The organism is Vibrio sp. TBV020 (genome assembly GCF_046056895.1).
Lineage (GTDB): Bacteria > Pseudomonadota > Gammaproteobacteria > Enterobacterales > Vibrionaceae > Vibrio.
In genome coordinates this window covers 1406810-1432477 of record NZ_JBEEAQ010000001.1, presented here as the reverse complement: position 1 = coordinate 1432477, position 25668 = coordinate 1406810, and the positions used below count along the sequence as shown (strand labels likewise).

Genomic DNA, 25668 nt, shown 5'->3' with positions numbered 1-25668 from the left:
AAGTATTCTTTGGTTTCATAACTAATCCTTTAAAACTCATCCTGAGCTAAATCAAACGTGTCTTGATAGCTAAGTTGAGCTTTCCATCTTAAGAGGTGAGAAGTAACCGCATTTAACGCTTCTTTAGCTTTGTCTTCTGCATGCTGTCTACCTGGAGACAAGGCAGTCCTGTATATAAGCTTTTCCCGGTGAACAATGCTTATGATGCTCCCAGATAGCGCTGTCGGCCTTTCCTTTACTGTTAAGTTTTCTTCCAGTGAACCATGACGTTCATTCATCAACTGGGTAAAGAAAAAATAGAAATCATCACCAAGTCGAGTCATTGTTCGATCAATGATTAAGCCATCGACTTCATTTTCAAGTAAGTGTGACCTTTTTCTATCTTCTATTTTCTCCTCATTTTCTATGACCGCATTGCCTGCAAACGAGAAAAACAACAATAGAAAGGAAAAACAATATAGGGAACGTTTTTTTACTTTACATCGACCCATATTAGTCTCCTGCTCACTCAGCTAATAGTTACTATTCACTGTTACAAATAAAGCCAAATAGAACTTATATGATAATGAGTAAAGTTAAAATAGCATTCTATCAATGATAATTAAATTCTTAATATTGAAACAGACATTTTCTCAATTAATAAACAAAAAGAAACTATAACAATCACTAGGACACCAAGACAAAACTTAATAACAAAACAATAAGTTATAAAAAGAAATAAACTATAGCATTAGTCTAAAGCTTAAAAACAATAAACTATATTGTGTCAAAAATGATACTAACCCCCTACTAAATAAATAATAGAATGATTCATTTTCATTTATTAGTTTATTGAGTTTAATATTCTAGAAATCATAATACACTCGCATTTGGAAAATACTCGAGCTCTAACGGAGGTTAAAGTGAAAATTCCAAAACGAATTCCCACCAGCCTTGTTGCTCTTTCTTTATTAGCTACAAGTCCTATATATGCTGATGGGGTTGAAGTTAATTACGCTAGTGACATGGCAAATGAATTTGGTGAGTTCTATGACGATTCTCCGATATATTCAGAGCTATATGATAAGTCTGTTCCTTTCAGCAACTATGCAGAAGTAGTGCTCGAAAATGCCATGGACTCTGACATTCATATAGGTCAATTCAACAATGGACTCGGGGCGAATAAAGCCAAAGTGGTACAAAGAAATGTCACTGGAAACACAGCGATTATTTCTCAATCAGGTTCGAAGAATGTCGCAGTGATCGAGCAATCTGAGGGGCAAGATAACTATGCAGAGATCATACAGGCAGGTTATAACCACAACAGCTATATCAGCCAGACGGGAAATAACAACATCGCTTATTTAAGGCAGTGCCAAAGTTTTGATTGTTCCTATACCGATTACGGAAGTGATATCAGCATAGTGCAAGAAAACAATCAAAATACGGCCATCGTCGTTGATAAGGGAAACTCTAGCTATGGCATACAACAAGACGGCGGAGATTCAATCGTCATCTTTAGCAATATGAATCGCGGTATTTACGTTAAGCAGTAACAGGACGTAAAGGATAAAACACAATAAATGGACAAATAAAGGATCTATTCATGAAAAAGTTAGCAATCACTATTTCAGTCATTCTAGCATCTGGTTCTGCTTATGCAGGTAATGAAACTGATGTTGAACTCCAAACGTCAATCGAAGACGACGTGACTATCACACAAAATACAGCTCATGCTGAGCCACTGTTAGGAAATGATGCTTCGGTTAGTCTAACAAATACTGGATTTAACGAAGTAGTGATCCTACAAACAGGTAACCGCAACAACGCTACAGTTACTGCGGAATATGCGATTGACTCCAGTTTCGATATCGAACAAGAGGGTAATCGCAACGTCGCTCAAATAACCACTTCTGGCTCAGATAACCTAGATAACGACTTAGATATCCAACAATTTGGGAATCGAAATAACTCTTCAGTCACTGTCGCGGACGGAGCTGACGGCAACGATGTAGACGTTTATGTTCGTGGTAATCGCAACATCACCACGACCAGTATTATCGGCGAAGATGCCGACAATAACCATGTGCATACAGCAGTGTACTTTGGTGGTGCAGACAATAACCTAACCACTACTGTTTATGGTTCAGACAATGATGCACATACTCATGTTTGGAACAGCAATGATAATACTGTCGGCGTGGTACAAAGTGGAGATAGTAACAACTCGTACGTCAATGTATGGGGAGATTCAAATGACAACACGGTTAATGTGACTCAGGGGGACGGTAACATCGCTTCAGTTGATGTTTACTGGGGAAGCGATAACAACGAAATCACCGTTACACAAGCAACCGATAACGAAGCTTACGTCGATGTTGGCTTGAACTCATTTGATAACACTGTCGATATTGAGCAAACTTCTTCGACTTCGTACGCTTTGGTCGATGTAACAAACTCTCAAACACTTGATATCAATGTTTGGCAGAATGCAAACGATGCTGCATCAGTCGTAGCGGCGAATTCTGTCGGTACGGTTGTCAACATTGTTCAAAACTAACTAAGTATGAACAAAGAGCTACCGAATAGAGCGATGCTTTTATGCATCGCTTTGTTTATCTCCACTCCACATATAACAACTTCACAAGAGATCTACAGCTATCGTTTTACAGATTTTGCCGAGGTTGTTTGTCACCACTCTCATGGCTCAGTAACGCTATCCTTTCAAACGAGTGGCGCAACGCCTACTAATTCAAAGCTATCAATTCAAAGCTCCAGTACCATTCGTTACCTACTCTCGCCTAACTCTCACTATCAACTAACTATCTCACAACCCACTAGGGATATCGCTATACAACTATCCACCGACTCAGCTCAGGCGATGCTTATTCTTAAGCCTGACTGCCAAGCTCCTAGCCAATGATTACGCCAATAAAAAAGCCCCTCTATGTAGAGGGGCAAAGTGCCATCGCTTATAGTTATAATTTATTTATTCAAAAGTGATTAACCAAAGTCGCCATTCACATAGCCACGAGTACGATCATCTTTTGGCTCACTGAAAATAACTTGAGTATCATTGTGCTCCACCAGTTCTCCCATCAAGAAGAAAGCAGTGCGGTCTGAAATACGACGTGCTTGTTGCATTGAGTGAGTCACAATAACAATCGTATAGTTCTTCTTCAGCTCTTCCATAAGTTCTTCAATCTTATGTGTCGCGATTGGGTCAAGTGCTGACGTAGGCTCATCCATCAAAATTACATCAGGTTCCATTGCAATGGTACGCGCAATACACAGACGTTGCTGTTGACCACCAGATAGGCCGAATGCGTGTGACTTTAAGCGGTCCTTTACTTCATCCCATAACGCTGCACCACGTAGCGAACGCTCAACAACTTCGTCAATATGCTTCTTATCTTTGATACCTTGAGCACGCAGACCATAAGCAACATTCTCATAAATGCTCATAGGGAATGGGTTTGGCTTTTGGAATACCATGCCTACCTTAATGCGAAGATCCGCTACATCAATATTGCCGTAGATATCGTCGCCGTCCATCTCAAGACGGCCCGTTATTTTCACGCCTTCAATCAAGTCATTCATGCGGTTCAGACAACGTAGAAGCGTCGACTTACCGCAACCCGATGGGCCGATCAAAGCCGTTACCTGGCGCTCAGGTACTGGCAGGTTAATCGATTTTAGCGCTTGGTTTTCGCCGTAAAAAAGATCTAGATTCTCAATATTAAACTTGTTCATTTTCATTTCTCTCAATTCGTCAATTCTGTTGGTGTCAGTATTTTTAATGCTCAGCAATCATTAGTAAGTTGCTGTATTGAAACGTCGTGCAATCAGTTTCGTTACTGTGTTAATAAGTAGCACGACTACGATAAGTACTGTCGCTGTCCCGTATGCTTGGTTCCACTCTTCAATAGTGAATAGCTCGGTAGTCAGCTTGTATAAGTGAACCGTTAATGTACGTCCAGAGTCCAACAAAGAGTCTGGTATACGTGCCACCATACCCGCAGTTAGAAATACTGGAGCAGATTCACCGATTACACGACCAATACTCAGAATGACCGAAGTTAAGATACCTGGCATTGCACTTGGAAGAATCAAACGCCAGATTGTGTAAATTTTTGAAGCACCTAGTCCGTATGAACCTTCACGGTACGTTTGTGGCACTGCCATTAACGCTTCTTCTGTTGTACGGATAATAACTGGCAGAATCAAAATACTCAGCGTCAGAGCACCTGATAGGATCGAGAACCCTAGCCCGAGTATCGCAACGAAGAAGGTCATACCAAATAGACCAAAGATAATCGATGGGATGCCCGCCAGTGACTCAGTACAGAAGCGAATCACTTTTACCAGCTTACTGCCTACTTTCGCGTACTCAGTCAAGTAAATCGCTGTCATAATCCCAAGTGGAGCAGCTACAGCGATTGAAGCAATAACCATATAGATAGTTGCGACAATCATCGGGAAGATACCGTGCTCTTCCCCGGTGCGAGTGTAGTTGTCAGTAATGAAGTTCCAATCGACATGTTGTAGACCATTGGAAAGGATGTACCAAATAATCCAAAACAGGAAACCAACAGTAAGCGCGGCTGCTGCCCAAACAAAAGCATTTAAGATGTTGTCTTTGTTCTGACGCGCTTTTTTTAGTTTTGCCTTATCCATATTAGAAGCTCGAGAATGATTATTTACTGAAGACATCGTTGTTACCTCGCCTTCTCACGGTTTAAGTACAGAAGAATCGCGTTCAAAGACATGATAAACACCAGTAAAACAACACCGGTTGCGTACAACGCATTAGCATGGACGCCGCTTGCATAAGACATTTCTATCGCGATGTTGGCTGTCAATGTACGAGCCGAATCCAAGATACCTTCTGGCATTGCGGGTGCATTACCCATTACCATGATGATCGCCATCGTTTCACCAAGAGCGCGGCCAATGCCCAAAATAACGCCTGTCATAATCCCGCTGCGTGCAGCCGGTACGAGCAATTTAAAAATAGTGAATATTTTCGATGCGCCTAACGCTAACGAGCCTTCTTTATATGTTCTCGGCACTGCACGAATGGATGTTTCAGAAACCGTAATAACCGTAGGTAGGATCATCACACCAAGAACGATGATACCGGCAAGGATGGTGTTACCCGCTGGAACATTGAAGACGTTCTGGATTAGAGGAACGATAATAACAAGGCCAAAGAAGCCATAAACAACAGAAGGAATACCCGCAAGCAACTCAACAGCTGGGCGGATGATATCTGCAACTCGCTTTGGTGCGATTTCAGCAATATAAATGGCAGTAAGTACGCCAATTGGAACACCTACAACAACGGCTCCGAGCGTAGAGACAATTGAAGCAACGATCATCGTCGCAACACCGTAAAGTGCAGGTGGAAGCCAATCTTGGCCTAAAACGATGCCTGAGACGCCCACTTCTTGGAACGCAGGAATACTCTCTTTAACAATGAAATAAGCGATTACCGCCAGAGAAACAATGCCGATAACAGCACTAGTTAGAAACAGTCCGTGGAAGATTCGTTCTCTCCAGTCTACGCGTTTTTTCATGCGTAGGCCTGACTTATTCAATTGAGTCGCTTCAATATTCATAAGCTTTTCACTATTTGCGATGGTCATTAGTAAATCTCACAGTTCGACCCGAAAGCAGGTGCGAAATGGATTGAAAACGCTCAGCCCGAAAGTGTGGGCTGAGCAAATAATTGGAGTAACGTTGAATTAGTTAACTGAGATGTAGCCTTTGTTATCAACAAGAGCCTGAGCTGAGTCTGAAACCATCCAATCTAGGAACTTCTGAGTTTCAGCTGAAGGCTTGCCTTCTTTGTAAAGTACTAGGAATGGACGTGCTACCTTGTAAGTGCCGTTCTTAACATTGTCTACAGACGCTTCTGTACCGTTGATTGACAGTGCATTAACCGATGAATCAACTGTACCTAGTGAAATGTAGCCAATTGCGTAAGGGTTTGATGCAACCATTGTTTTTAGAGCACCGTTGCCGTTTGCAACTTGAGCACGTTGAGAGATTGCAGAAACTTTTTTACCAGAAATCTTCTTCTTAAGTTTCATGATGTCTTCAAACGCACCGCGAGTACCAGAAGCAGTGTCGCGAGTGATTGCTACGATAGGCTTATCTGCGCCACCAACATCTTTCCAGTTTGTAATGTCGCCTTTGTAGATAGCAGTTACTTGCTCAGCGGTTAAACCATTAAGTGCGTTCTTAGGGTTTACAACTACTGCGATACCGTCCAATGCAACTGTAAGTTCTTTTAGTGCTGGCTCTTTTTCAGAATCTTTTAGGTTACGAGAAGACATACCTAGGTCTGCACTACCATTTTTCGCCGCTTTTACGCCAGCAGAAGAACCTGGGCCTTGAACCTCGATAAATACGTTTGAGTTTGTCTTCATGTATGTTTCAGAGAAAACTTCCATCAGTGGAGTTACGCTGCTAGAGCCCACTGCAGAGATAGTTTCTTTAGCAGAAGCTGGAGTCACTGCCATTGCGCCTAGTAGTGCGATTGCACCGATTACTGTCTTTTTCATCACAATTTCCTTAAGTGGCCTTTTTGCCGTTGTGTTTCACTTGAACGGTGCTCACTTTAGGATTTGAATATGACAGTTGTGTTTCACTTAGTTGAAGCCTCTGTGACAGATGCATTTTTTAGAATCTTGATAAGAAACCTGACGCAAACGTTTAAACAAGGCGTACGATAAACTGTAAGAAGGATTTTACGCCATGCGAAATATTTTTCAGTAACCCTATGAATATTAATGGAAATATTGTTGCATAGCGTCTCTTCAAAGTTTAGAAAAACCACTTTATTTCTGCGTTGAATTATCTAATAAAGAAATTAGAATCATTCTCCATAAGAATAATAATAAATGAATCAATTCATCACAGAGGATTTTTAATGCGCCAGTTATTAAGCGGCTTATCGATAAAGCTACAGGTTGTCGTACCTGTTTTGTTTACTTTAATACTCCTTCTTATTGGTATTAGTTATAGTACAACAAGCCTGAAAGATGCATTTCAGGAGGTGACCGAATCCACCGAAGAAGTCATCAGTCACAAAGATCAACTAACTAAAATCATCGATAACACCTATGGAATGCGCATCAAAGCGATCTATAGCTTGTTTCGTGCCGATGACGTCGCACAGTTACAATCAACGTTGCGCGCTAAACAGAATGAAAACCAACGTCTACTAGATTCACTTGGGGCTGTTCCTGGACTAAAGAGTGAAATCAACCAAATGGAGTTGGCGATCGAAAACTATGTCAATTACTCGATCGACACTATGATTCCACTGCTTAAGATCAAGCACAGCCAGAGCAACTTATCCGACGATTTTCAACGTCAGTACGACCAAGCTTCTTCTGTTTATCGTGATAAAGGAAAAGCGATGGTTCAAGGCATTAAAGCTCTATCGAGCAAACTGAATACCTTGGCTATCGAGGGCGTAAAACAAAACAGTGAAATACACTCAACGGTAATGACCAGCTCAATTATCGGATTATCTTTAGTGTTACTGCTCGCCTTCATTATCAGCTGGGTTCTTGCTGGTATTATTGTTACCCCGATTAAGAAGCTACAAACAGCAATGCAACAGTTGGCTCAAGGAGACTTAAAAGTGCGTGTTGTCGAAGAAGGCAACAATGAAATCACTGCCCTTTCTCGTGACTTCAACTCTACAACAGTGCAGCTAAAGGAAACGGTAGACTCATTGGTTCGTATAAGTGTGGATGTTGCTTCTGCATCAACTGAACTTGCAGCCGTCATGACACAATCAAGTGCGAACTCGGATCAAGAGAAAAACGAAGTTGAGCAAGTGGCCTCTGCCATTAACCAAATGGAAAGTACGGCTGCCGAAGTCACGCAAAATGCCAACCTAGCAGATGCAGCCTCAACAAATGCCGATAAGCTTGCTCGAGAAAGCCTAGCTATTTTCGAACAAAATACTCAAACCAGTGCCAAGATGGCCGACCAGCTTGAAGAAGCGGCCAATGTCGTAAATAGCCTACAAGACCAATCGGAACAAATCGGTAAAGTCATTGAGGTTATTGAGAGTATCTCTGAACAAACCAACTTATTAGCGCTTAATGCTGCGATTGAAGCCGCACGTGCCGGTGAAAGTGGACGAGGGTTTGCTGTTGTTGCAGATGAAGTTCGTATGCTTGCTGCTAGAACACAAGAATCAACAAAAGAGATACAGTCGATTATTGAAGAGTTGCAACGTCAATCTGGAACTGCCAATAACAGCATGACCACAAGTTTAGAAATGCTGCAACAGAACCAACTTCAAGCGGTTCAGGTCAGTGAGTCGCTAAACAATATCAGTAGCTCTATCTCAGAGCTGACCTCTCTAAATGCTCAAGTTGCTGTTGCGTCTGAAGAGCAAGGACAAGTCACATCTGATATCAACAAGAACCTAGGTAACATCTACGAGCTTGTGAGTCAGAATGTAACAGGTATCACTCAGTCTGCTGCTGCAAGCCAAGAGCTATCTAATTTGGCTGAAAACCAAAAACAGCAACTAGGCTTCTTCAAAGTTTAAATCAACTAGTACCTAAACAAAAAAGGGTTGCCAATTGGCAACCCTTTTTAAATTCTACGCTTAGATTACTCGTCATCGACCTTAGGTGCGACTTTCTTCTTTGGAATAAATACTGAATCACCCACCGCCACGTTCTGGTGGAAGCTTTTATCGCGCTTAACTGGCTTCTTCGGTGCTTTCTTAGCTTGTGGTTTCGCTTTCTGGCCAGCTTTACCTTTGTTACGGTAATCCGGCTTACGTGGGCGCAGTCCCTTAAACTTACCTTGTAAGCCTTCTAGCTCAGAGAACGATAAGTCTTGCTGTAAGTATGTTTCCACACGTTTAAAGCTATCCCAATCTTTAGGGCCAACCAGTGATACCGCATCACCTTTATTACCCGCTCGGCCAGTACGACCTACACGGTGTACGTACTCTTCTGTGTGCTTAGGCATATCAAAGTTAACGACGTGTGTGACGTTGGCAATATCAAGACCACGGGAAGCAACATCAGTCGTAACAAGAATCTTAAACACAGCACGCTCAAACTGACTCATGATCGTATTTCGTTGAGTCTGGTTGAGGCTGCCGCTCAATGCGATAGCTTTCAGCTTCTTCTCATTCAGTTTCTGAGTCAGGCGCTCTGTATCAACGCGGGTTGCCGTAAAGATAATCAGCTGTTTATATTCAGCTTCTTCCAGAATACGATCCAGAATCGCTTCTTTATGATCTAGGTGATCACAAAGGTAGAATTTCTGCGTGATATCTTTATGTTCTTCACTCGCAGCGCCAACTGCAATACGTTTAGGTGCATCAAGCATCTCAAAAGCAATATCGTTAACTTCAGCGTGGTCCAATGTTGCTGAGAACATAAGAGTTTGACGACGGCGGTGTTTAGCCGCGTTGTGAATACGACGAAGCTCTGGAGCAAAACCTAGGTCCAACATGCGGTCAGCTTCATCTAACACAAGAGTTTCAAGGCCATCAAGGAATAAAGAGCGATGCTCTAAGTGATCGGCCAAACGTCCTGGTGTTGCGACAATGAACTTAGGGTATTTGCGTAACGCTTTTACCTGGTCATTAAAGTTTTCACCACCAACAATCAAGGTTGCGTCATAAGACAAACCACCAAGCATTGAACGCAATTCACCGTAAACTTGTTTCGCTAGCTCACGCGTTGGAGCAAGAATCACCGCTCTTGGATCCTTTGCAGAAAACGCTTTATTTTTTAGAGACTTGTGAAGCATAGGAAGAACAAAGGCTAAAGTTTTGCCAGAACCCGTCTTTGAAGAAGCCAACAGATCTTTACCTGCAATAGCGACTGGAATCGCTTTCTGCTGGATCTCTGTCGCTTTCTTAAAGTCAAAATGCTTCAAGTTCTTAAGTAAGCGATTGTCTAAACCTAAATCTTTAAAATACAAAGTATTCTCCATTCAATGGCTGAGAGTTACTAGTGGTTACTTTGGCACCACCAGCAACAAAAATAATTTCAAAAACAGGCTATGATAACTGGATTCCTATTAAGAGGATAGAGATCACAGAAAATATTCTGGTTATGCGATGAAACAACACAAATAGTTTGCTATGGCACATACATTTATTGCTCTCATCAATGAGACTTTGGTCAACTTATTTGATAATTACTTAAAAACTTGGGTTTTTTTGACTTTTCGGTGCTTTTGGAACACCCTTTTTGGAGCTACACTGATCTCGTCACTATACGATATAGAACGCATAGGACATTTTATTGATACTTATACATGCAAGGAGTTCTTTATGAACAAAATGTTGATCGCAGCTGCTGCATCTTCTGTTCTTCTACTAGCGGGTTGTGCGTCTGGTCCAGACGAAGCGACAACAGCACAATTGGATGAGCTAAGCAATCAAGTTAGTCAACTAAGCCAGGACGTTCAAGCTCTACAAGCTGAAGTCGGTAAATCTGGCGATGCTGCTATGGCTGCACAAGAAGAAGCGGCACGTGCAAACGAGCGCATTGACAACATTGCTCAGTCTTACACTAAGTAATTGCGTTAAATTCTGAAAAAAGGGGCTAATTAGCCCCTTTTTTTTATTCGTAGTTAATTGATAAAACTTGGTGCTACCACTTCGATTGGTACACCATTTTGAGCCAGAATGGCTGCTCGAACTTTTACATCAGAATGTTCAAATTCTTCCAACCACCACGTTAATTCTTGAGGTACGACAAGAGTTTGCTTAACACCGTCGCTGCGGGTTAACGGTTCATGTGCTTCCAAGAACACACTTCTATCCGGCTCTAACGCTACTTTGATCGGCTCATTAATGACGCGAACCTTTTCGCCCAGTTTGACTTGAGGGAATAGCCACTCAATATCTTTTGGATCCATTCGAATGCACCCTGAGCTCACACGAAGACCAATCCCAAAATCTTTATTTGTTCCGTGGATTAGGTAATCTCCTACACCGTAAGCCAATCTTAGCGCATATTCCCCTAGCGGGTTTTCTGGTCCTGCTGGCACAACAGCAGGTAGTTCAATCCCTTTGGCTAAGTACTCTTTTCTAATCGATGTAGGTGGCGTCCAAGTAGGGTTGGGACGTTTTTGGCTAATGGTAGTCTGCATTTCAGGCGTATCTCGCCCAATTCGGCCAATGCCTACAGGAAAAATATGCACTTGGTTTAATTCAGGCTCGAAGTAATACAATCGCAGTTCAGCTAAGTTAATCACAATCCCTTCGCGCTCTACATTAGGCAATATGATCTGTGTAGGAATAGTAAGAACATAATCGACTTCTGGCAGAAATGGGTCGACACCTTTATTAGCCGCCATAAGAGAGAGAAAACCAACATCATATTGTTTCGCAATATTTGCCAAGGTATCACCTTCTTGAACTTGGTGATACTGGGTACGACCAACAATACTACTTCCTTCCGCTGGCAACTCATAAGTTGCTGAAAATGCAGTTGTACTAAAACATGCAAGTAGCGCGATAAACTTACGCACCATCGACTTTTTCCTTAGCATCTTTATAAAGGCCTAAGGTTATCTCTCTTTCGGTCTTATGATCAACTATCGGCGCAGGATAACTCAGAAAATTGGACTCTGACCAATGCCACGGCTTATGGAGAACTTTGTCGGGCACTTGCCTTAACTCAGGTAACCACTCGCGAACAAATTCGCCTTTAGGGTCAAACCTCTCTCCCTGAGTCACTGGGTTAAAGATCCTAAAGTAAGGTTGCCCGTCACAACCCGTTGATGCGCACCATTGCCAACCACCATTATTCGCCGCGTAATCGCCATCAATCAGCTTAGACATGAAGTACTCTTCACCAATACGCCAATCAACATGTAAATCTTTCACTAAAAAGCTGGCAACGATCATGCGAAGGCGGTTATGCATCCAACCGGTACGATTGAGTTGCGCCATAGCTGCATCCACAATGGGATATCCTGTCTTGCCCTGCTTCCAAGCTTCTATATCTGTTGGATTGTTCCGCCAAACCAAATTATCTCCCCACGGTGTAAAACTATGGCCTTTCGATAACTTTGGTTCAAAGTAAATCAAGTGCTGATAAAACTCACGCCAAATCAACTCGCTCTGCCACACTTCACGTCCACCTTCCACTGGTAAGGGTTGTTGGTGCATCAGTCTCGCCATGCATTGCCTTACGGACAGTGCGCCAATCGCAAGGTAGCAAGAAAGAGAGCTTGTACCGTTTATAGCAGGAAAGTCTCGTCGGTCAGAATAAGCCTCGGCATTGTTTGCAACAAAGTCTCTCAGCTTTCTAATGATCTCTTCTCGTTCAATTGGGAAATGTTCGCTGGGCTCTCTTGGGTAATCAAACACAGATTCTTCGTTAAAGAGTTCTACCAATTCAGAGTTAAGGACTGCCTGTTGATTTAATGCGCGCGGTTTATTGACTACAAAGGACAATTGGTAAAGTTTGGTTAGATAGGCACGTTTAAACGGAGTAAATACCTTGAAATATTCACCTTGTTTGTTCTTAACCGAACCAGGAGGAAAGATACATTTATCATCAAAAGCATGTACATCAATTTGGGCATGACTCAGAAGATGTAACAACTCGCCGTCACGGTTTCGTTCATTGAACTCATACTCTTTGTTTAAACTCACAGAGCTTGCCCCAACCTCCAGAGCGAGATTTGCAATGAGCTGTGCAGAAAGAGAAAAAGTGTCTACCTGCGCGTAATACAGTGGTATGTTAAGCTCCGCAAGTTCATGTTTAAGAGCAATCAACCTTCTGAAAATGAGATCCGCTTGAATTGCTGAATGATTGTGGTTGCGCCATGTCTGGGGCGTCGCGATATAAACAGCGACAACAGGTTCTTCTGACTCTATCGCAGAAACTAACGCGGAATTATCGTCAACACGTAAATCCCGGCGAAACCAAACTATCTTCATTAGAAAGTCTCTCTATACAACGCTTACAAATTCGGAGCCAATAAAGTCACCTTGAAAAGACTGCTTCACTTTCTCTAGTGAACTCTTTTGCGATGCATTCAGCGGGCGAGAACTAAAAACGCCTAATGTTTGAAACTTGTTCAACCCTTCATGTTCAATCAAACCAGAGAAGTCATCAATACCATCAACAATAACCACTTGGCGGCCCTGTTCGGATAGCTTCAACGCCCACAGCCTTGAAGAAACGTTACTGCTAGAATCACAACTCACTATTAAGCATTTACCCGAACGAGCAGCTTTATTTTCTGATTCAATGATTGCAGTTAGCCTCGATACGATAATCGAATCGAGCAGCCCGACTTGTAAAACTCTTAGAGCATATCGAACTACACTCAATGCACTGTAAGCTGGCTGAATAAACTGCTTTTCAACTATTTCAAGCGGATACTCTTTGAATACAGTACTCACAATCGACTCTGCTTTACCTTTATTTAAATCAGATAGAGCACTTAGTAGTTTCTCAAGCTCTTCTAATTGCTGCGTCTCTGATTCAATCGGTTCACCTAGCTCACCGTTTTCTTCAAGAAGTTTCTTCACTTTGCCAATCGGCACTCCTTTACTCAGCCAGCTTTGAATATTGCCGATCAGCGCAATATGCTCATCAGTGTAAAGTCGATGCCCTTTATCTGTTCTTTCTGGTTGGACGAGGTTGTATCGTCTTTGCCAAGCCCTGAGTGTCACCGGCTTTACACCTGTAATTTCTGCCACTTCGCGAATCGCGTATAACTTTTTCTCACAATCCATATCGTAAACGTAGCTCCTGTGGATAAGGTTCTAAAAATGCTTGCTGCTCCAAATAAGGTTCTGGATGAGCAGCCAAATAATGTTTAATAAGCGTAAGAGGTGCAAGCAGAGGTAGTAGGCCCACTCGATAATCATCAATCACCTGACGCAGCTCTTGTTTAGCAGGGCTATCTAAATCTCGTTTGAAATACCCTTGAAGGTGCATTAACACGTTGGAATTGTTTTTACGACTCGCACGGTGCGCCACTGCTTGCATTAGGCCCACTCGGTACAAATGAAAGAACTCGTCAATGTCATAGTCAGCGATATTCGCCACTAGCTTACCCAACTCTTTATACGACTCCGGGTGATGCGCCATCAAAGTCAGTTTATAGCGAGAATGGAAAGCGACGATTTTTCCGCGAGTTGGCTCAGCACCCATAGAGTTATAGAAATCATCAAGCGTATAAACGCGAGTAATGAAGTTCTCTTTAAGTACAGGGTCATTCAATCGACCATCTTCTTCAACAGGCAGCCATGGCATCGCCTCCATGAGTTCTTTAGTGTACAAACCCACACCATCATTTTCTGCGCCGTGCTTTTTGTACACCTTTACACGTTCCATCCCACACGTTGGAGATTTTGCGCACACAATATACCCACGAAGTTGCTCTTTCTCTAGATCAGAGACTTTCTGCTTCGAATAACGAACCATTTGCTCGGTGTGGTCCTTGGTTTGATCTTTAGTCTCGACGAGTGCGATACGCTCTTCGTCAGAAATCAGACGTATAGTCGGACGAGGAACCGTCATCCCAGAGCCAACCTCGGGACATACTGGAACAAATTCCAAGTAAGGAGCTAACTCTTTAGTAACGAACTTGCTTATTTTATGCCCAGAGTCAAAACGCACGTTCTCACCCAATACACAGGAGCTAATGCCGATCTTAATTTGATTTTCCATAACTGATTCCTCGCTCAACTAAAGCTGTACAATCTGACTTCTTGTATAAGTTTTAGCATAACAATTAAAAACTGTACAATTTTTTAATTTGTACAACACAAAGAAAGTTACGAATTAACAGAGGTTTTGGTTCACTTCAAAAAGCAAACGTTTATGCAAATCGATTGCCATTTTACTTTCAACAGATTTAGTTATTAACTAACAACAATTGCTTTTATTGCTGCTCTTTTGTGACATACTTCTCATGGACCACCGATATATAAGGCTAGTATTGCCTCAACAGATTTTTGAGAGTCAACATATTTAGTAATCAGAAATGATTGGCTAGTAAAACCGGAGTAATAACTATGGCAACCCCACACATTAATGCACAACCAGGTGATTTCGCTGAAACAGTTCTAATGCCAGGTGACCCACTACGTGCTAAGTACATCGCAGAAACTTTTCTTGATGATGTAAAGCAAGTATGTGACGTACGCAACATGTTCGGCTACACAGGTACTTACAAAGGTAAGAAAGTGTCTGTAATGGGCCACGGTATGGGTATTCCTTCATGCTGTATCTACGTGCACGAACTAATCGCTGAGTACGGTGTAAAGAACGTAATTCGTGTAGGTAGCTGTGGTGCTGTACGTGACGACGTTAAACTGATGGACGTTGTTATCGGTATGGGTGCTTCAACAGACTCTAAAGTTAACCGTATCCGCTTTAATGACCACGACTTCGCAGCAATCGCTGACTTTGGCCTACTAGAAGAAGCCGTTAATCAAGCTCGCGCTCAAGAAGTTCCAGTAAAAGTAGGTAATGTATTCTCAGCAGACCTATTCTACACACCTGAAGCAGACATCTTCGAGAAGATGGAAAAGCTAGGCATTCTAGGTGTTGATATGGAAGCTGCAGGTATCTACGGCGTAGCAGCAGACCTAGGTGCTAAAGCACTAACAATTCTAACAGTATCTGACCACATCATCCGTGGTGAGAAACTAAGTTCTGAAGAGCGTCAGAAGTCATTCAACGACATGATGAAAGTTGCTCTAGAAACAGCAATCAACATCTAATTTGATTCAATTTGCCACCAAGTCTGACTTGGTGGCCAGAATAATCCCGAGGGGGAGATAGTGACAACTGGCAAACTGCCACAGGAAGCAGACGGTTTACAGCTCAACTTTTGTAAAACATTGGCGTGTGACAACTTTGGATTGAGTGACGCACATCGTTACGTTGTGCAGCATGCGAACCCTAAACGACCTGCGATGGTATGTCGGGAGTGCGGTGCTTTCCCCCCCTTACTTAACAATCAGGAAGTTCTTAATGAGCTTCACCGATTAAGACACCTCCATAGTGACGGTTTGCCTGCATGTCGAAATGATGACTGCACAAACTTTGGTCTATCCGTTCACACTCATAAACACCTTTACCATGCCTTCGGCTACAGCGGCGATCGCCAACGTTATCGTTGTAAATGCTGCCAATCTACTTTCGTCGATAAATGGTCAGGTGCCAACAAGAAGCTCCACTTTCAAGAAAATCTCCTTGGTTTGCTTTTTATGGGCTATTCCGTTCGCGAAATTTGCCGAAAGCTAGAAATCAATCCAAAGACGTTTTACGACCATGTTGATCATATCGCGAGTCGATGTCGAAGAAAGCTTGCGATGTTTGATGCTCGCTGGGTTAACCATGCTGCAAGCTATGAATTAGCCTCTCACTATGTATCGCTTCAACCAAAGAGCAATAACGGTGTTCTTTGGATAGCCACAGGAGAAGCACATAGCGGCTACATCCTTTGTCAGCACGTCAATTACTCATCCAGTGAAGAGCCTGTGGGTGAAGTGGATCATGACCCATATAAGTATCCTGCTAGATTTGTTTCTAGAGAGCATTCCTCTGAAGCTAATATGCCAGCACCACCGCCGTCTCCGGTATTGCGCGAACGTATCGATCAACAATATCAAACAATTCTTGCACGAGGGAACGTTGAAGACCCTATGGGCAACTTAACTGTCTTCAACTATCCGACCAAGGGTGCGCTTATTCGTCCGCCCTATACTTCGTATGCACACTTCTTACATGTACTCGATTTGTGCCAAGAAGAACGCCGAGTGTCCATCTACCTTCCTCAAGATCCCGTGTTACGTTCAGCCGCACTCAGTATCTGCTTGCCTAGAATTCAGCGTCAAAATATCGACCTAATGTACGTTGAAGAGGACCAAGGCTGGAACCCAGAATACAGTATCAACAAAATCGACATCGTCCATATGGGGTGGTGGCGAGATCGCTGGGCCATTACTTCCGGCCTAAATGCATCCAAAGGGATCTGTTATTTAGCAGGAGACCACAACCAGCCTGAGCATTGGTTACGCAGCGCTTCCATTCGTCGTACTGAATTTTACCAAAACCGTTTTCAAACTTTGTTCGAAAGCTTTATCAATGAGCCAAGGCGTAAACTTCGCCCTGGTGGTCTATTACCAATGCTTGATATCTTTAGAGCTTGGCACAATTTGTGCTATCAAGATAAGAACGGCAAGACAGCCGCACAAGCCTTGGAGTTGACTCAATCACCTTTAACGTTGCGCGAGCTGCTGTCATAACAGTAAGTAATGTGACGGATACCTTTAAACAGTTGCCGTTTTATTACTTTTTATAGTGTTCATCTGCAGTCTATTCATATAATGCCATAATGTAAGATGAACTCTAAGCGGTAAAGGATTGATTCATTGGATAAAAGCCAGCGACTTTTAGAAGTCGAAATTGAACAGCTTAAGGATAAGATAGAATCTGAGCCCGAGAAGGTGTGGGCAATAGCTGAACAGTGCGCCGCGCGCTCTGTGCAAATCCTCTACCCTGAAGGCGAGATTCAATCTCTAGTCATCATGTCACGTTGTGCATGGTGCAGTATGGATTACCGCAAAGGCTTAAAATACATCAAAGAGGCGCAAACAAAACTTAGTGCCCTTGATACAGACGATCTACTTCCTGAAATCCTTCACATCCATGCCCTACATTACTGGGGACAAGCAAAGTATTACTCTGCGCAGCAATATTGGATAAATGCCCTCGAGCAATCTGCTCTCGTTGATGAAGTTGAAATCCAGCTTGAAGCCTTAATCGGGCTCGGTAACGTGTGGAGGATCACTCACGAATACCAGTTAGCGAAATCAACTCATGAACTTGCAGTTAAAGTTGCCAACAACGCTCGAATACAGTGGCTAGAGGGTAAAGCTCGTATCCTGCTCGCTTGGGATCATTATCTTCTGAACAACTATGTCGAGATGCTCTCAGTGTTAGATGGAGCAACCGAAGCGCTTAAACATCACAGCGACAATACTTGGCAAGCCGAAGTATGGGATTTTCGTGGCTTAGCGCTACTTGGCCTAGAGCGCATAGAAGATGCGGAAGAAGCGACCAACAAAGCTCATGAGTTGGCAGTGCAGCATAACTTGGTGTGGATGAAGACACACTCATTTATTAGCCGCGCCCGAGTAGAGTTACTTAGAAAGCGCCCTGATGCGGCCGCTGAACTTCTCGTGCAAGCTGAACAATCTGCAGTCGCGTTTGATAACGGTGAATTGCTTTCACAAATCTGCTTTCAGCAATCACGAGTTGCTGAGGAATCTGGCAATTTTAAACTCGCACTTGAAGCTTTCCAAAAGTATCGCAAGCACTCTACATCAATGCTTCGTGAACAAACTGCTCGCGTCAGTAACGATAAAGCCAGAGCTTCCAAAAGACAGTTAGAACAACGAGCGAGAAAACTCATTAACCGTATTCGCGGTCAGCACGAGTTTGATCCAGAGAAACAGATGAGTCAAATGGTGTCAGAGACCTATTGGTGGGAACAACTGATCCTATTTAAGACTGAACTCAAACGCTCTAATCATGCCGTCATTATTATTCAGCACCCAGAATCTAAGTACTTGGATGTTTGTGCAGAGCTCACCCACTCTATTTGTAATAAAAAGGATATGCTGTCACGCATCAGCAGCGATCGCTTGGCGTTGTTGCTCGCTGACAAAGGGGAAGCCGCTCTCAGTGTCTTTCAAGTTTTGGCCAAAATGATTGAAATTTATCCTTGGCAAAGAAAGGGCTTAAAAAGCTCATTGCCTAAAGTCATCTACCAAGACATTCTTTCTTTCCCATTTACCCTAGAACAACTCGAAGAAAGCCAGAAACAGGAAGAGCAGCATGGAAACACTACTGAGTAAGATTTCTGATTCCGGCTTAGACGCTTCTTCCGTTAGCGGTGAAGAGGCACTCATTTTTTGGAATCATGTTCGACAACACATCGCGACGACGTCTCAAGAGAAAGCGCAGTGTTTAATCATCAGCGCTGAGTTCCGCTTTGAACTCAAGCAATATCAAACTAGTATCGACGAACTAAAAGAAGCACTCACTAATTTATCTCTTCCAGAAGATGCCGAACTCATATTAGAAGTTCGTAACGGGCTTGCTGATAAACTCATTGAAAACGGTGATTACCACGGTGCACTCAATGAATACATAAGTGCCTCTACCATTGCGGTTGATAACGGATTCATTGATGAATATGTACTAGCGGTATTGGGAATGGGGAATTTGTGCGATGCCTATGGCGATCACAACCGAGCCCTTCGCTATTACCAAAAGATAGATAGCATTGATCACGCTATCAGTAGTCGCTCTTTGAGATTACGTTACAAGCTCTACATGCTCGCGTGTTACATCGAACTGAATCGTACGACGGCAGCCACTGACCTTATCAAAGAGTGTGAAGAGCTCAGCATATTGGTTAGCGATAAAGTACTATCCGGTCAGATTCTTCTCTATCAATCAAAGCTCTATCGTCACAACAACCAAACTACCCTTGCGATGCAATGTCTAGGCAACGTTCAGTATTCACATGGAAATGTTCATTCTGCTTGGCTATCCAATGCCATTCGCCTTGAGCTGGCCGTGTGTTTGAGCCAAGAGAATAAACCGCACATCGCAAATTGGATTTTAGAGACGACTCACAAACGAATAAGAGAATACGCTTCACCGATTCTATCTTTGAAACTGGCAAACGCACTTGCCGACATTAGCGAGCAGAAAGGCGATTACAAAAGCGCTTTGGAACATCAAAAGCGTGCGTTTCGCATCGAAAGTGATCTAATGAAAAAGATCCCAATCGGTGAGTTAGGAGCAAACCAACTACGACGCCTATCTCGCTTCGAACTTCAGCTGAAATTGATTTTGTCTGAACAAGAAAACAAAGAGCTAAAAGAAACCACAGAAAGCCAAAAACACACGGTAGCTCAGCTTCAGCAAGATGTATTTACTGACCCTCTTACAGGACTTCACAACCGCCGCTGGTTAGACGTAAAGCTGAAAGACTTGCTACTACACGACGTGCCATTCTCTTTGATGGTCGTCGATATTGATCACTTCAAGTCAATCAATGATGAACTAAGCCATTTGGTCGGTGATAAAGCCATCGTCAATGTCTCTCATGAGCTTGCTGCTTACTTTAAATTTAGAGGAGCTTCGTGCGTACGATTTGGTGGTGAAGAGTTTCTGGTGATCTTAGAGCGTGCAACGCTAGAGCAAGCCGAAATGCACGCTGAGAACTATCGTGAACGGATCTTTAAATTCGGTTGGCAAAGCATTCTTGGGGAGCGAGGCCTTACTGTCAGCGTTGGCATCACGTTGCATCGTGAAGGAGAAAACACACAACGTACATTCTATCGCGCTGACAAGGCTCTATATCGCGCAAAGGCCAATGGTCGAAATCAAGTCTGTACTGAATAAGCAGAGGGCAAATTGCCCTCCTATTTCATGAAGAACAAAGAAATACCCGCTACCGCCGTGATTGTTCCAACAATTGCTCGTTTCGAAATAGCTTCACCCTTCGCTGCGTAAATAATCAACATAAACAATGGGCTTGTCGCAATCAAGCTTTGTGCAACAGCAGGGTTTGCATGTTTCAGCGCAACTTGCTGAAGCCATAGTGCTAAGAAAGTACCGACAAAAATTGCCGCCAGCAGCCACATAAAGCCATTTTTCCCCAATTGGCATAGATGTTCTTTCATAGTTCGATATGGCTTCTTTTCAACCCAGCCAATTATCACCATGACAACAGCCACACCCATAGACAAGCGGATTAGAGCACCAAGAAGCGGAGGTAAATCTCCAGCAACCAGCGCATAGTGAGAAATCACGACACCGCTAGCTTGGCATACGCTAGCCACCAGCCCAAATCCTACTCCACGCCAATCTAATGGCGTTCCGTCAGAGTGGAACACCGTAAGAGAAACGGCCAAGGTCGTAATGATCACACCTAGCCAGCCTTGGAGTGGTAAAACACTACCTAACGCCAATAAGGCAAATACGCCAGACAGTGGAGGAGCTAGAGACTCGAGCAGCAAGGTTTTATTTGGGCCAATTCGTTTAAGAGAAGCAAAGTAAGCACTGTCGCCGATAGCAATGCCAATCACGCCTGATAGCGCAAGCACGACAAAATGAATGGTCGAAATTGGCGGTATTTTATCTACGGATAAAGGAATAACGCACATCATTAGCACTGAAGCCACAACACCTTTGACAATATTTAGCTGTAGAGCGCTAAAACGATGGCTAAACTGGCTATAAATCCAAGTTGCTACCGCCCAAACTAGTGCTGCACCGACGGCTGCGACTTCTCCTTGAGAAGGCATTCATTCCCTCCTATTCCTTGTTTCATCCATGAGAAACAAGTTTAACTGATATCCATCTAATTTGTTGTTTTTATTGCTATACTTTGTTAACCATAATCAGTACTCTTTATTCATCCCATTTCATTAAACAAGGATTGTTAATATGTTCTTGGACTATTTTGCACTCGGACTTCTTGTTTTCGTCGCGCTCGTTATTTTCTACGGAATAATCGTCATTCACGATATCCCTTATGAGATAGCTAAAGAGCGCGAGCATCCCCATCAAGACGCTATCCATTACGCTGGTTGGGTAAGTCTATTCACCTTACACGCTATTTGGCCATTTCTGTGGATTTGGGCGACGCTTTGGCGTAAAGAACGCGGTTGGGGGTTCCAAAAGCTCGAGGAAGAACAACATGACATCCATCATCGTGTCGATACTCTGATAGATCAAGTTAATAAGTTGCAACAAGAAGTACGCGATCTCAAGCAACAACAGCCGACTCAATCGGTGCAAACATACAGTAAGAATAATGAGGAGGAGCAATAATGGATTTACTACTCATTCTGACGTATGCAGCATTATGTATCACGATTTTCAAAGTCTTCAATATTCCACTCAACAAATGGACTGTTCCAACGGCTGTACTTGGCGGTGTAGTCTTGATTGGAACATTGATATTACTGATGAACTACAACCACCCGTTCACTCAGATTGGTAACCAAGTTTACTCGACAACACCGGTAGTATCTGGAGTTAGAGGTCGTGTAATCGATGTACCTGTTGAAGCAAACAAGCCATTGAAACAAGGCGATGTGCTATTTACGATTGACCCAATTCCTTATGAAGCGGAAGTGGCCAAGAAGAAAGCACAAATTAAAGAGGCAAGCCAAGGTGCGTTAGGTCTTGAATCATCTCTTCAAGAAGCAAATGCGGCTAAAAACAAAGCCATCGCCGAACGTGATAAAGCAAAGCGGGAATATAGCCGTTATCAGCGTGGTTACGATAAAGGTGCGTTTACAGCCCAACAACTTGATACAAGACGCCAAGCATACAAGGCTGCTGAATCAGCCGTTAACGTTGCTATTGCAAGAGTCGACCAAGCCCAGCTAGCACTTGATTCTGAGATTGGTGGCGAAAACACAACCGTAGCACGCCTATTAGAAGAGTTACGCCAAGCAGAGTTTGATTTAGAGCAAACCATCGTAAGAGCACCAACAGATGGGTTTGCAACTCAACTAGCTCTAAGACCAGGTGTCATGGCTGTCCCACTGCCACTTGCGCCTGTGATGACTTTTGTTCATACAGAAGAGGTCTTCTATACCGCAGCCTTTAGGCAGAATTCGCTTCAACGTCTTCAGCCTGGTTTTGAAGCCGAGTTTTTGTTTAGAGCCTTACCAGGTAAAGTATTCAAAGGTACAGTAGTTGAAACACTTCCTGCTATCGGTGAAAGCCAATTCCAAGCGCGTGGAGCACTGTTAGGAACTGAAGCACTGCGTACTAGTGGACGAGTGTTCGTCAAGTTGAAGATTACCGATGATTTATCGGATTACCACTTACCTCTTGGTACTGCTGTAGAAGTAGCCGTCTATTCAGATAAGTTTACCCATGTTTCGATTATGCGTAAGGTTCTTATTCGAATGAAAAGCTGGCAAAACTATTTATACCTAGACCACTAATCCGCTCTTCAGGCAGGTAAAGGTGTCGTTATAGCCTTTACCTGCCTCCCATCACTACACAGTGAGACTTATTTCACACATACGGCCTACATACGGTATGAAATCGAAGGCTTTTGTGTAGAATCCCCCATTTTTCTTCTCAACAGCATGATTAAGATCTCCTACCTCGTATTGATAAGCGCAACACTCTTCGCATCGTCACTTTTTGCGCACCCTACTCTCGAGAAAAGTCGAGATCTATTGTTATCAGAACCGGCAAAAGCGTTGAAGCTCGTTAAATCCGTCCATTACTCTTCTTTGACGACGGCAGAACAACTGCACTACACGCACCTGTATGTTTCTAGCAACAATTTGTTAGGGAATTACGCCGACAGTAAACAGTGGATCGAAGAGTATTCACTCCCTGAACCAAACAGTATCAAATTAACAAAAGAGCTTTTTGATTTCTCGATTCGCGCAGCATGGGCCTATGAGGCAACTCAGCACTATCAGCAAGCCATGCAGTGGTATCGCAAAGCGGAAAATTATGGCGCACGTTTGGGCAATCACGATAAGCAAGGTTATGTTTACTTGCAGTACAGTGCAGTAGAAAGCTTACAAGGTAACCAATACGAAGCATTAAAACTCGCTAATGAGGCGTATATTCTATTAATAGACAGTGTTGATAAAGCAATGGTGTCAGATTTATACAGTCAGCTAGGAATTTTGTATTACCTTAACGGAGACTATGGAAACGCAATCCAATTCCAAGAGAAAGTACTAAAACAAGCAATAGACGATAACAGCATTCAAGAGACTGCAGTGGCTTACTATAACCTTGCTAACGCTTATTATAAGTGGTCAAAAGTCGACAACAGCGAGAGGCATATCCAAGCTGCAAGTTTGAACTATCAACGAGGCCTAGAGCTTGCACAAAATATTGAAGCTAAGTACTTACAGCGCAATAACCTACTTGGACTGATTTCTCTTTACACTTATTCGAACGCAATCGAAGATGCCTCTAGGCGATTAGAACAACTGCTGGATCTACAACTAGAATACTCAGGCTACAGTAAACTCTCTTATCACTTAGTGCTTGCAGATTATTACAAGGTTGTCGAAGATATTCCAAAGCTGCAATGGCATCTGGACAAGGCAACACAATACTATGCGCAAGAAGATGTCTCATTTCCGGCCTACGCCCTAGACAAACAAAAAGAAGTAGCCGATCTCTATGCCGCTATTGGTCAGCATGAAGACGCTTATCATTGGTTAGAAAGTTATTCTACAAACGCTATCGGTAGGTATAAATCGCAAACCCAACAAAAGGTAAAGGAGCTTCAATCTGAGATCGAGAATCAGCGTCTCGCGATGGAAAATAGAGAGCTTAACCACCAAGTCCAAACTCGCTTTTGGTTAATCACTGCAATGTGCTTGGTCTTAGCGTTAAGCATTGGACTTTTGTACCAACAACGTAAAAAAAAGCAGCAATTTTATCACTTGTCGAACACCGATTTTTTAACGGGTTTGGCAAATCGACGTCATATTTTTGAATGGGGTGAGAGTCAATTTAGCTCGCGAAAATTATCATCAATCATCTTCGATATTGACCATTTCAAAACTCTGAATGATACCTATGGTCATGAATTTGGAGATCAAGTACTCAAACAGGTTTCATCTATTGTTAATCAATCGGCTCGAAAGGAAGATGTTGTGGGGCGCATTGGAGGAGAAGAGTTTCTGATTCTGCTACCAAGCATCGGCAGAGACGAACTGTCTACCATCGCCGAAAATATCCGTGCTCTGATCTCGACACATCAATTTGTAACACCAGATAACCAAACAATTAAAGTAACGGCCAGCTTCGGTATAGCAGAACATCGGAGCGGTGCTCTATCAGACCAAGTAAATTTAGCCGATACTGCCTTATACAGTGCGAAGCGTTCTGGGCGAAATCGCTGTGTATTTTCCAACTAGCGCTTACATTTTGGCCGTCTAGACAGTTAGCTTTCCAAATTTAAGCTCAAGAGGTATAATCTGCGCCTCATTTTCACAAGCGAATAAAATTCAATCAAAATAAGCGTTTGTGAGACAGGTTCTTTAAAGATTTTGACAAAGGGTTATCTATGAATCTTTCGGCAAAAACCGTAGTAGTGATTGCTATTGGTGCTGCACTTTACGGTATTGGTGGTTTACCAATGTTCGGCATTCCAGTCTTCGCCAACACTACTCTAAAACCAGCAATGGCTGTTTTAGCGCTATTCTCTGTTTTATTTGGCCCTATCGTAGGATTCTTAGTTGGCTTTATTGGTCATTGGGTTACTGACCTATTCGCAGGTTGGGGAGTCTGGTTAACTTGGGTTCTTGGCTCTGGTATCGTCGGATTGGTTCTAGGTTGTTTCCCTAAGATGACACAAAACCGCCTATCCAAAGGTGAGTTTAACCACAAAGATTTCTCCTTATTTATCGTATTAGCGCTAGTTGGTAACATCATCGGTTATGGCTGTTCTGCATTCCTAGATACCATTCTTTATGCTGAACCGTTTACAAAAGTCTTTACTCAGCTATCAATTATCGCGGCAGGTAACACCGTACTTATCGCTGTGGTAGGTTATTTCATCCTAAAATCTGTTGCTAAGCGTAACAAACAAAGTCGTAACCTAACTGAGTCTTAATCATCG

At 42.9% G+C, this 25668-nt stretch carries 24 protein-coding genes; 13 read left to right on the top strand and 11 right to left on the bottom strand.

All coding sequences use genetic code 11. The features are described from left to right. Nucleotides 1-29: 29 nt before the first annotated feature. On the bottom strand, nucleotides 30-491 hold the full coding sequence (locus AAFX28_RS06155) for a curli production assembly/transport protein CsgE (protein ID WP_408686589.1): 462 nt from the start codon (nucleotides 489-491) through the stop codon (nucleotides 30-32). Nucleotides 492-902: 411 nt separating this feature from the next. Between AAFX28_RS06155 and AAFX28_RS06150 the strand changes: the two genes are divergently transcribed. The 3 genes from AAFX28_RS06150 to AAFX28_RS06140 are packed head-to-tail and all read left to right on the top strand — an operon-like array spanning nucleotide 903 to nucleotide 2902. Then, entirely contained in the window at nucleotides 903-1535 is a 633-nt protein-coding gene (locus tag AAFX28_RS06150) for a curlin subunit CsgB (RefSeq protein WP_408686588.1), read from the top strand. A 50-nt stretch (nucleotides 1536-1585) separates the two neighbouring features. Beyond that, the gene (locus AAFX28_RS06145) at nucleotides 1586-2539 is read left to right on the top strand and encodes a curlin (protein ID WP_408686587.1); all 954 of its coding nucleotides are present in this window, start codon (nucleotides 1586-1588) and stop codon (nucleotides 2537-2539) included. 6 nt (nucleotides 2540-2545) lie between these two features. Next, a complete protein-coding gene (locus AAFX28_RS06140) occupies nucleotides 2546-2902 on the top strand; it encodes a hypothetical protein (protein ID WP_408686586.1) in 357 nt (118 codons plus the stop codon). 80 nt (nucleotides 2903-2982) lie between these two features. On the opposite strand, the gene pstB is transcribed toward AAFX28_RS06140, so the two are convergent. The 4 genes from pstB to AAFX28_RS06120 form a co-directional block, all read right to left on the bottom strand. After that, entirely contained in the window at nucleotides 2983-3732 is a 750-nt protein-coding gene (pstB, locus tag AAFX28_RS06135; RefSeq protein ID WP_408686585.1) for a phosphate ABC transporter ATP-binding protein PstB, read from the bottom strand. A gap of 60 nt (nucleotides 3733-3792) precedes the next feature. Continuing rightward, nucleotides 3793-4656, bottom strand: a complete 864-nt coding sequence (pstA, locus tag AAFX28_RS06130; RefSeq protein WP_408686824.1) for a phosphate ABC transporter permease PstA — start codon at nucleotides 4654-4656, stop codon at nucleotides 3793-3795. 41 nt (nucleotides 4657-4697) lie between these two features. After that, complete coding sequence (gene pstC / locus AAFX28_RS06125; RefSeq protein WP_408686584.1) at nucleotides 4698-5627, bottom strand: phosphate ABC transporter permease subunit PstC; 930 nt, start codon at nucleotides 5625-5627, stop codon at nucleotides 4698-4700. Nucleotides 5628-5726: 99 nt separating this feature from the next. Next, the gene (locus tag AAFX28_RS06120; RefSeq protein ID WP_408686583.1) at nucleotides 5727-6548 is read right to left on the bottom strand and encodes a phosphate ABC transporter substrate-binding protein; all 822 of its coding nucleotides are present in this window, start codon (nucleotides 6546-6548) and stop codon (nucleotides 5727-5729) included. Between the two features lie 368 nt (nucleotides 6549-6916). Here AAFX28_RS06120 and AAFX28_RS06115 point away from each other — a divergent pair, with 368 nt between their 5' ends. Continuing rightward, nucleotides 6917-8560 carry a methyl-accepting chemotaxis protein gene (locus AAFX28_RS06115; protein ID WP_408686582.1) on the top strand — a complete coding sequence of 548 codons (1644 nt, stop codon included), beginning with the start codon at nucleotides 6917-6919 and terminating at the stop codon, nucleotides 8558-8560. A gap of 65 nt (nucleotides 8561-8625) precedes the next feature. On the opposite strand, the gene AAFX28_RS06110 is transcribed toward AAFX28_RS06115, so the two are convergent. Next, nucleotides 8626-9969: a DEAD/DEAH box helicase gene (locus tag AAFX28_RS06110; protein WP_408686581.1), complete on the bottom strand. Its 1344-nt coding sequence runs from the start codon at nucleotides 9967-9969 to the stop codon at nucleotides 8626-8628. 343 nt (nucleotides 9970-10312) lie between these two features. Between AAFX28_RS06110 and AAFX28_RS06105 the strand changes: the two genes are divergently transcribed. After that, nucleotides 10313-10561 (top strand): Lpp/OprI family alanine-zipper lipoprotein, encoded by a 249-nt coding sequence (locus tag AAFX28_RS06105; RefSeq protein ID WP_408686580.1) that lies wholly within the window; start codon nucleotides 10313-10315, stop codon nucleotides 10559-10561. Between the two features lie 53 nt (nucleotides 10562-10614). Here AAFX28_RS06105 and AAFX28_RS06100 read toward each other — a convergent pair whose 3' ends face one another. From AAFX28_RS06100 to AAFX28_RS06085, 4 genes are read right to left on the bottom strand one after another with little or no spacing between them, the layout of a single operon-like run. Next, entirely contained in the window at nucleotides 10615-11520 is a 906-nt protein-coding gene (locus AAFX28_RS06100; RefSeq protein ID WP_408686579.1) for a L,D-transpeptidase family protein, read from the bottom strand. Beyond that, nucleotides 11510-12937 carry a deoxyribodipyrimidine photo-lyase gene (phrB, locus tag AAFX28_RS06095; RefSeq protein WP_408686578.1) on the bottom strand — a complete coding sequence of 476 codons (1428 nt, stop codon included), beginning with the start codon at nucleotides 12935-12937 and terminating at the stop codon, nucleotides 11510-11512. Before phrB ends, AAFX28_RS06100 begins: the two co-directional genes overlap by 11 nt. A 12-nt stretch (nucleotides 12938-12949) precedes the next feature. After that, entirely contained in the window at nucleotides 12950-13741 is a 792-nt protein-coding gene (locus tag AAFX28_RS06090) for a MerR family transcriptional regulator (protein WP_408686577.1), read from the bottom strand. Continuing rightward, complete coding sequence (locus tag AAFX28_RS06085; RefSeq protein ID WP_408686576.1) at nucleotides 13731-14681, bottom strand: YbgA family protein; 951 nt, start codon at nucleotides 14679-14681, stop codon at nucleotides 13731-13733. Before AAFX28_RS06085 ends, AAFX28_RS06090 begins: the two co-directional genes overlap by 11 nt. A 347-nt stretch (nucleotides 14682-15028) precedes the next feature. Between AAFX28_RS06085 and deoD the strand changes: the two genes are divergently transcribed. The 4 genes from deoD (at nucleotide 15029) to AAFX28_RS06065 (ending at nucleotide 20444) form a co-directional block, all read left to right on the top strand. Further along, nucleotides 15029-15739 carry a purine-nucleoside phosphorylase gene (gene deoD / locus AAFX28_RS06080; protein WP_004744574.1) on the top strand — a complete coding sequence of 237 codons (711 nt, stop codon included), beginning with the start codon at nucleotides 15029-15031 and terminating at the stop codon, nucleotides 15737-15739. A gap of 60 nt (nucleotides 15740-15799) precedes the next feature. Then, nucleotides 15800-17269 carry a lactate dehydrogenase gene (locus AAFX28_RS06075; RefSeq protein ID WP_408686575.1) on the top strand — a complete coding sequence of 490 codons (1470 nt, stop codon included), beginning with the start codon at nucleotides 15800-15802 and terminating at the stop codon, nucleotides 17267-17269. Between the two features lie 126 nt (nucleotides 17270-17395). After that, nucleotides 17396-18883: a hypothetical protein gene (locus AAFX28_RS06070; RefSeq protein ID WP_408686574.1), complete on the top strand. Its 1488-nt coding sequence runs from the start codon at nucleotides 17396-17398 to the stop codon at nucleotides 18881-18883. Beyond that, nucleotides 18864-20444, top strand: coding sequence for a diguanylate cyclase (locus AAFX28_RS06065; protein WP_408686573.1), 1581 nt, complete (start codon nucleotides 18864-18866; stop codon nucleotides 20442-20444). Before AAFX28_RS06070 ends, AAFX28_RS06065 begins: the two co-directional genes overlap by 20 nt. Nucleotides 20445-20464: 20 nt before the next feature. Here the strand turns inward: AAFX28_RS06065 and AAFX28_RS06060 are convergent, their stop codons facing one another. Beyond that, entirely contained in the window at nucleotides 20465-21349 is an 885-nt protein-coding gene (locus AAFX28_RS06060; protein WP_408686572.1) for a DMT family transporter, read from the bottom strand. Nucleotides 21350-21491: 142 nt separating this feature from the next. Between AAFX28_RS06060 and AAFX28_RS06055 the strand changes: the two genes are divergently transcribed. The 4 genes from AAFX28_RS06055 (at nucleotide 21492) to AAFX28_RS06040 (ending at nucleotide 25662) form a co-directional block, all read left to right on the top strand. Then, the gene (locus tag AAFX28_RS06055) at nucleotides 21492-21878 is read left to right on the top strand and encodes a DUF3302 domain-containing protein (RefSeq protein ID WP_408686571.1); all 387 of its coding nucleotides are present in this window, start codon (nucleotides 21492-21494) and stop codon (nucleotides 21876-21878) included. After that, on the top strand, nucleotides 21878-23008 hold the full coding sequence (locus tag AAFX28_RS06050) for an HlyD family secretion protein (RefSeq protein WP_408686569.1): 1131 nt from the start codon (nucleotides 21878-21880) through the stop codon (nucleotides 23006-23008). Before AAFX28_RS06055 ends, AAFX28_RS06050 begins: the two co-directional genes overlap by 1 nt. 240 nt (nucleotides 23009-23248) lie before the next feature. After that, nucleotides 23249-24964, top strand: a complete 1716-nt coding sequence (locus tag AAFX28_RS06045) for a diguanylate cyclase (protein ID WP_408686568.1) — start codon at nucleotides 23249-23251, stop codon at nucleotides 24962-24964. A gap of 149 nt (nucleotides 24965-25113) precedes the next feature. Continuing rightward, the gene (locus AAFX28_RS06040; RefSeq protein ID WP_408686566.1) at nucleotides 25114-25662 is read left to right on the top strand and encodes an ECF-type riboflavin transporter substrate-binding protein; all 549 of its coding nucleotides are present in this window, start codon (nucleotides 25114-25116) and stop codon (nucleotides 25660-25662) included. Nucleotides 25663-25668: the final 6 nt, after the last annotated feature.

Excerpts from the sequence above, each read along its gene's own strand:
- pstB (WP_408686585.1), bottom strand. The coding sequence starts at position 3,732 with ATGAACAAGTTTAATATTGAGAATCTAGATCTTTTTTACGGCGAAAAC.
- AAFX28_RS06140 (WP_408686586.1), top strand. The coding sequence starts at position 2,546 with ATGAACAAAGAGCTACCGAATAGAGCGATGCTTTTATGCATCGCTTTG.
- AAFX28_RS06040 (WP_408686566.1), top strand. The coding sequence starts at position 25,114 with ATGAATCTTTCGGCAAAAACCGTAGTAGTGATTGCTATTGGTGCTGCA.
- phrB (WP_408686578.1), bottom strand. The coding sequence starts at position 12,937 with ATGAAGATAGTTTGGTTTCGCCGGGATTTACGTGTTGACGATAATTCC.
- AAFX28_RS06055 (WP_408686571.1), top strand. The coding sequence starts at position 21,492 with ATGTTCTTGGACTATTTTGCACTCGGACTTCTTGTTTTCGTCGCGCTC.
- pstC (WP_408686584.1), bottom strand. The coding sequence starts at position 5,627 with ATGACCATCGCAAATAGTGAAAAGCTTATGAATATTGAAGCGACTCAA.
- AAFX28_RS06060 (WP_408686572.1), bottom strand. The coding sequence starts at position 21,349 with ATGCCTTCTCAAGGAGAAGTCGCAGCCGTCGGTGCAGCACTAGTTTGG.
- AAFX28_RS06085 (WP_408686576.1), bottom strand. The coding sequence starts at position 14,681 with ATGGAAAATCAAATTAAGATCGGCATTAGCTCCTGTGTATTGGGTGAG.
- AAFX28_RS06090 (WP_408686577.1), bottom strand. The coding sequence starts at position 13,741 with ATGGATTGTGAGAAAAAGTTATACGCGATTCGCGAAGTGGCAGAAATT.
- AAFX28_RS06110 (WP_408686581.1), bottom strand. The coding sequence starts at position 9,969 with ATGGAGAATACTTTGTATTTTAAAGATTTAGGTTTAGACAATCGCTTA.
- AAFX28_RS06115 (WP_408686582.1), top strand. The coding sequence starts at position 6,917 with ATGCGCCAGTTATTAAGCGGCTTATCGATAAAGCTACAGGTTGTCGTA.
- AAFX28_RS06050 (WP_408686569.1), top strand. The coding sequence starts at position 21,878 with ATGGATTTACTACTCATTCTGACGTATGCAGCATTATGTATCACGATT.
- AAFX28_RS06100 (WP_408686579.1), bottom strand. The coding sequence starts at position 11,520 with ATGGTGCGTAAGTTTATCGCGCTACTTGCATGTTTTAGTACAACTGCA.
- AAFX28_RS06155 (WP_408686589.1), bottom strand. The coding sequence starts at position 491 with ATGGGTCGATGTAAAGTAAAAAAACGTTCCCTATATTGTTTTTCCTTT.
- deoD (WP_004744574.1), top strand. The coding sequence starts at position 15,029 with ATGGCAACCCCACACATTAATGCACAACCAGGTGATTTCGCTGAAACA.
- AAFX28_RS06065 (WP_408686573.1), top strand. The coding sequence starts at position 18,864 with ATGGAAACACTACTGAGTAAGATTTCTGATTCCGGCTTAGACGCTTCT.
- AAFX28_RS06145 (WP_408686587.1), top strand. The coding sequence starts at position 1,586 with ATGAAAAAGTTAGCAATCACTATTTCAGTCATTCTAGCATCTGGTTCT.
- AAFX28_RS06105 (WP_408686580.1), top strand. The coding sequence starts at position 10,313 with ATGAACAAAATGTTGATCGCAGCTGCTGCATCTTCTGTTCTTCTACTA.
- AAFX28_RS06120 (WP_408686583.1), bottom strand. The coding sequence starts at position 6,548 with ATGAAAAAGACAGTAATCGGTGCAATCGCACTACTAGGCGCAATGGCA.
- pstA (WP_408686824.1), bottom strand. The coding sequence starts at position 4,656 with ATGGATAAGGCAAAACTAAAAAAAGCGCGTCAGAACAAAGACAACATC.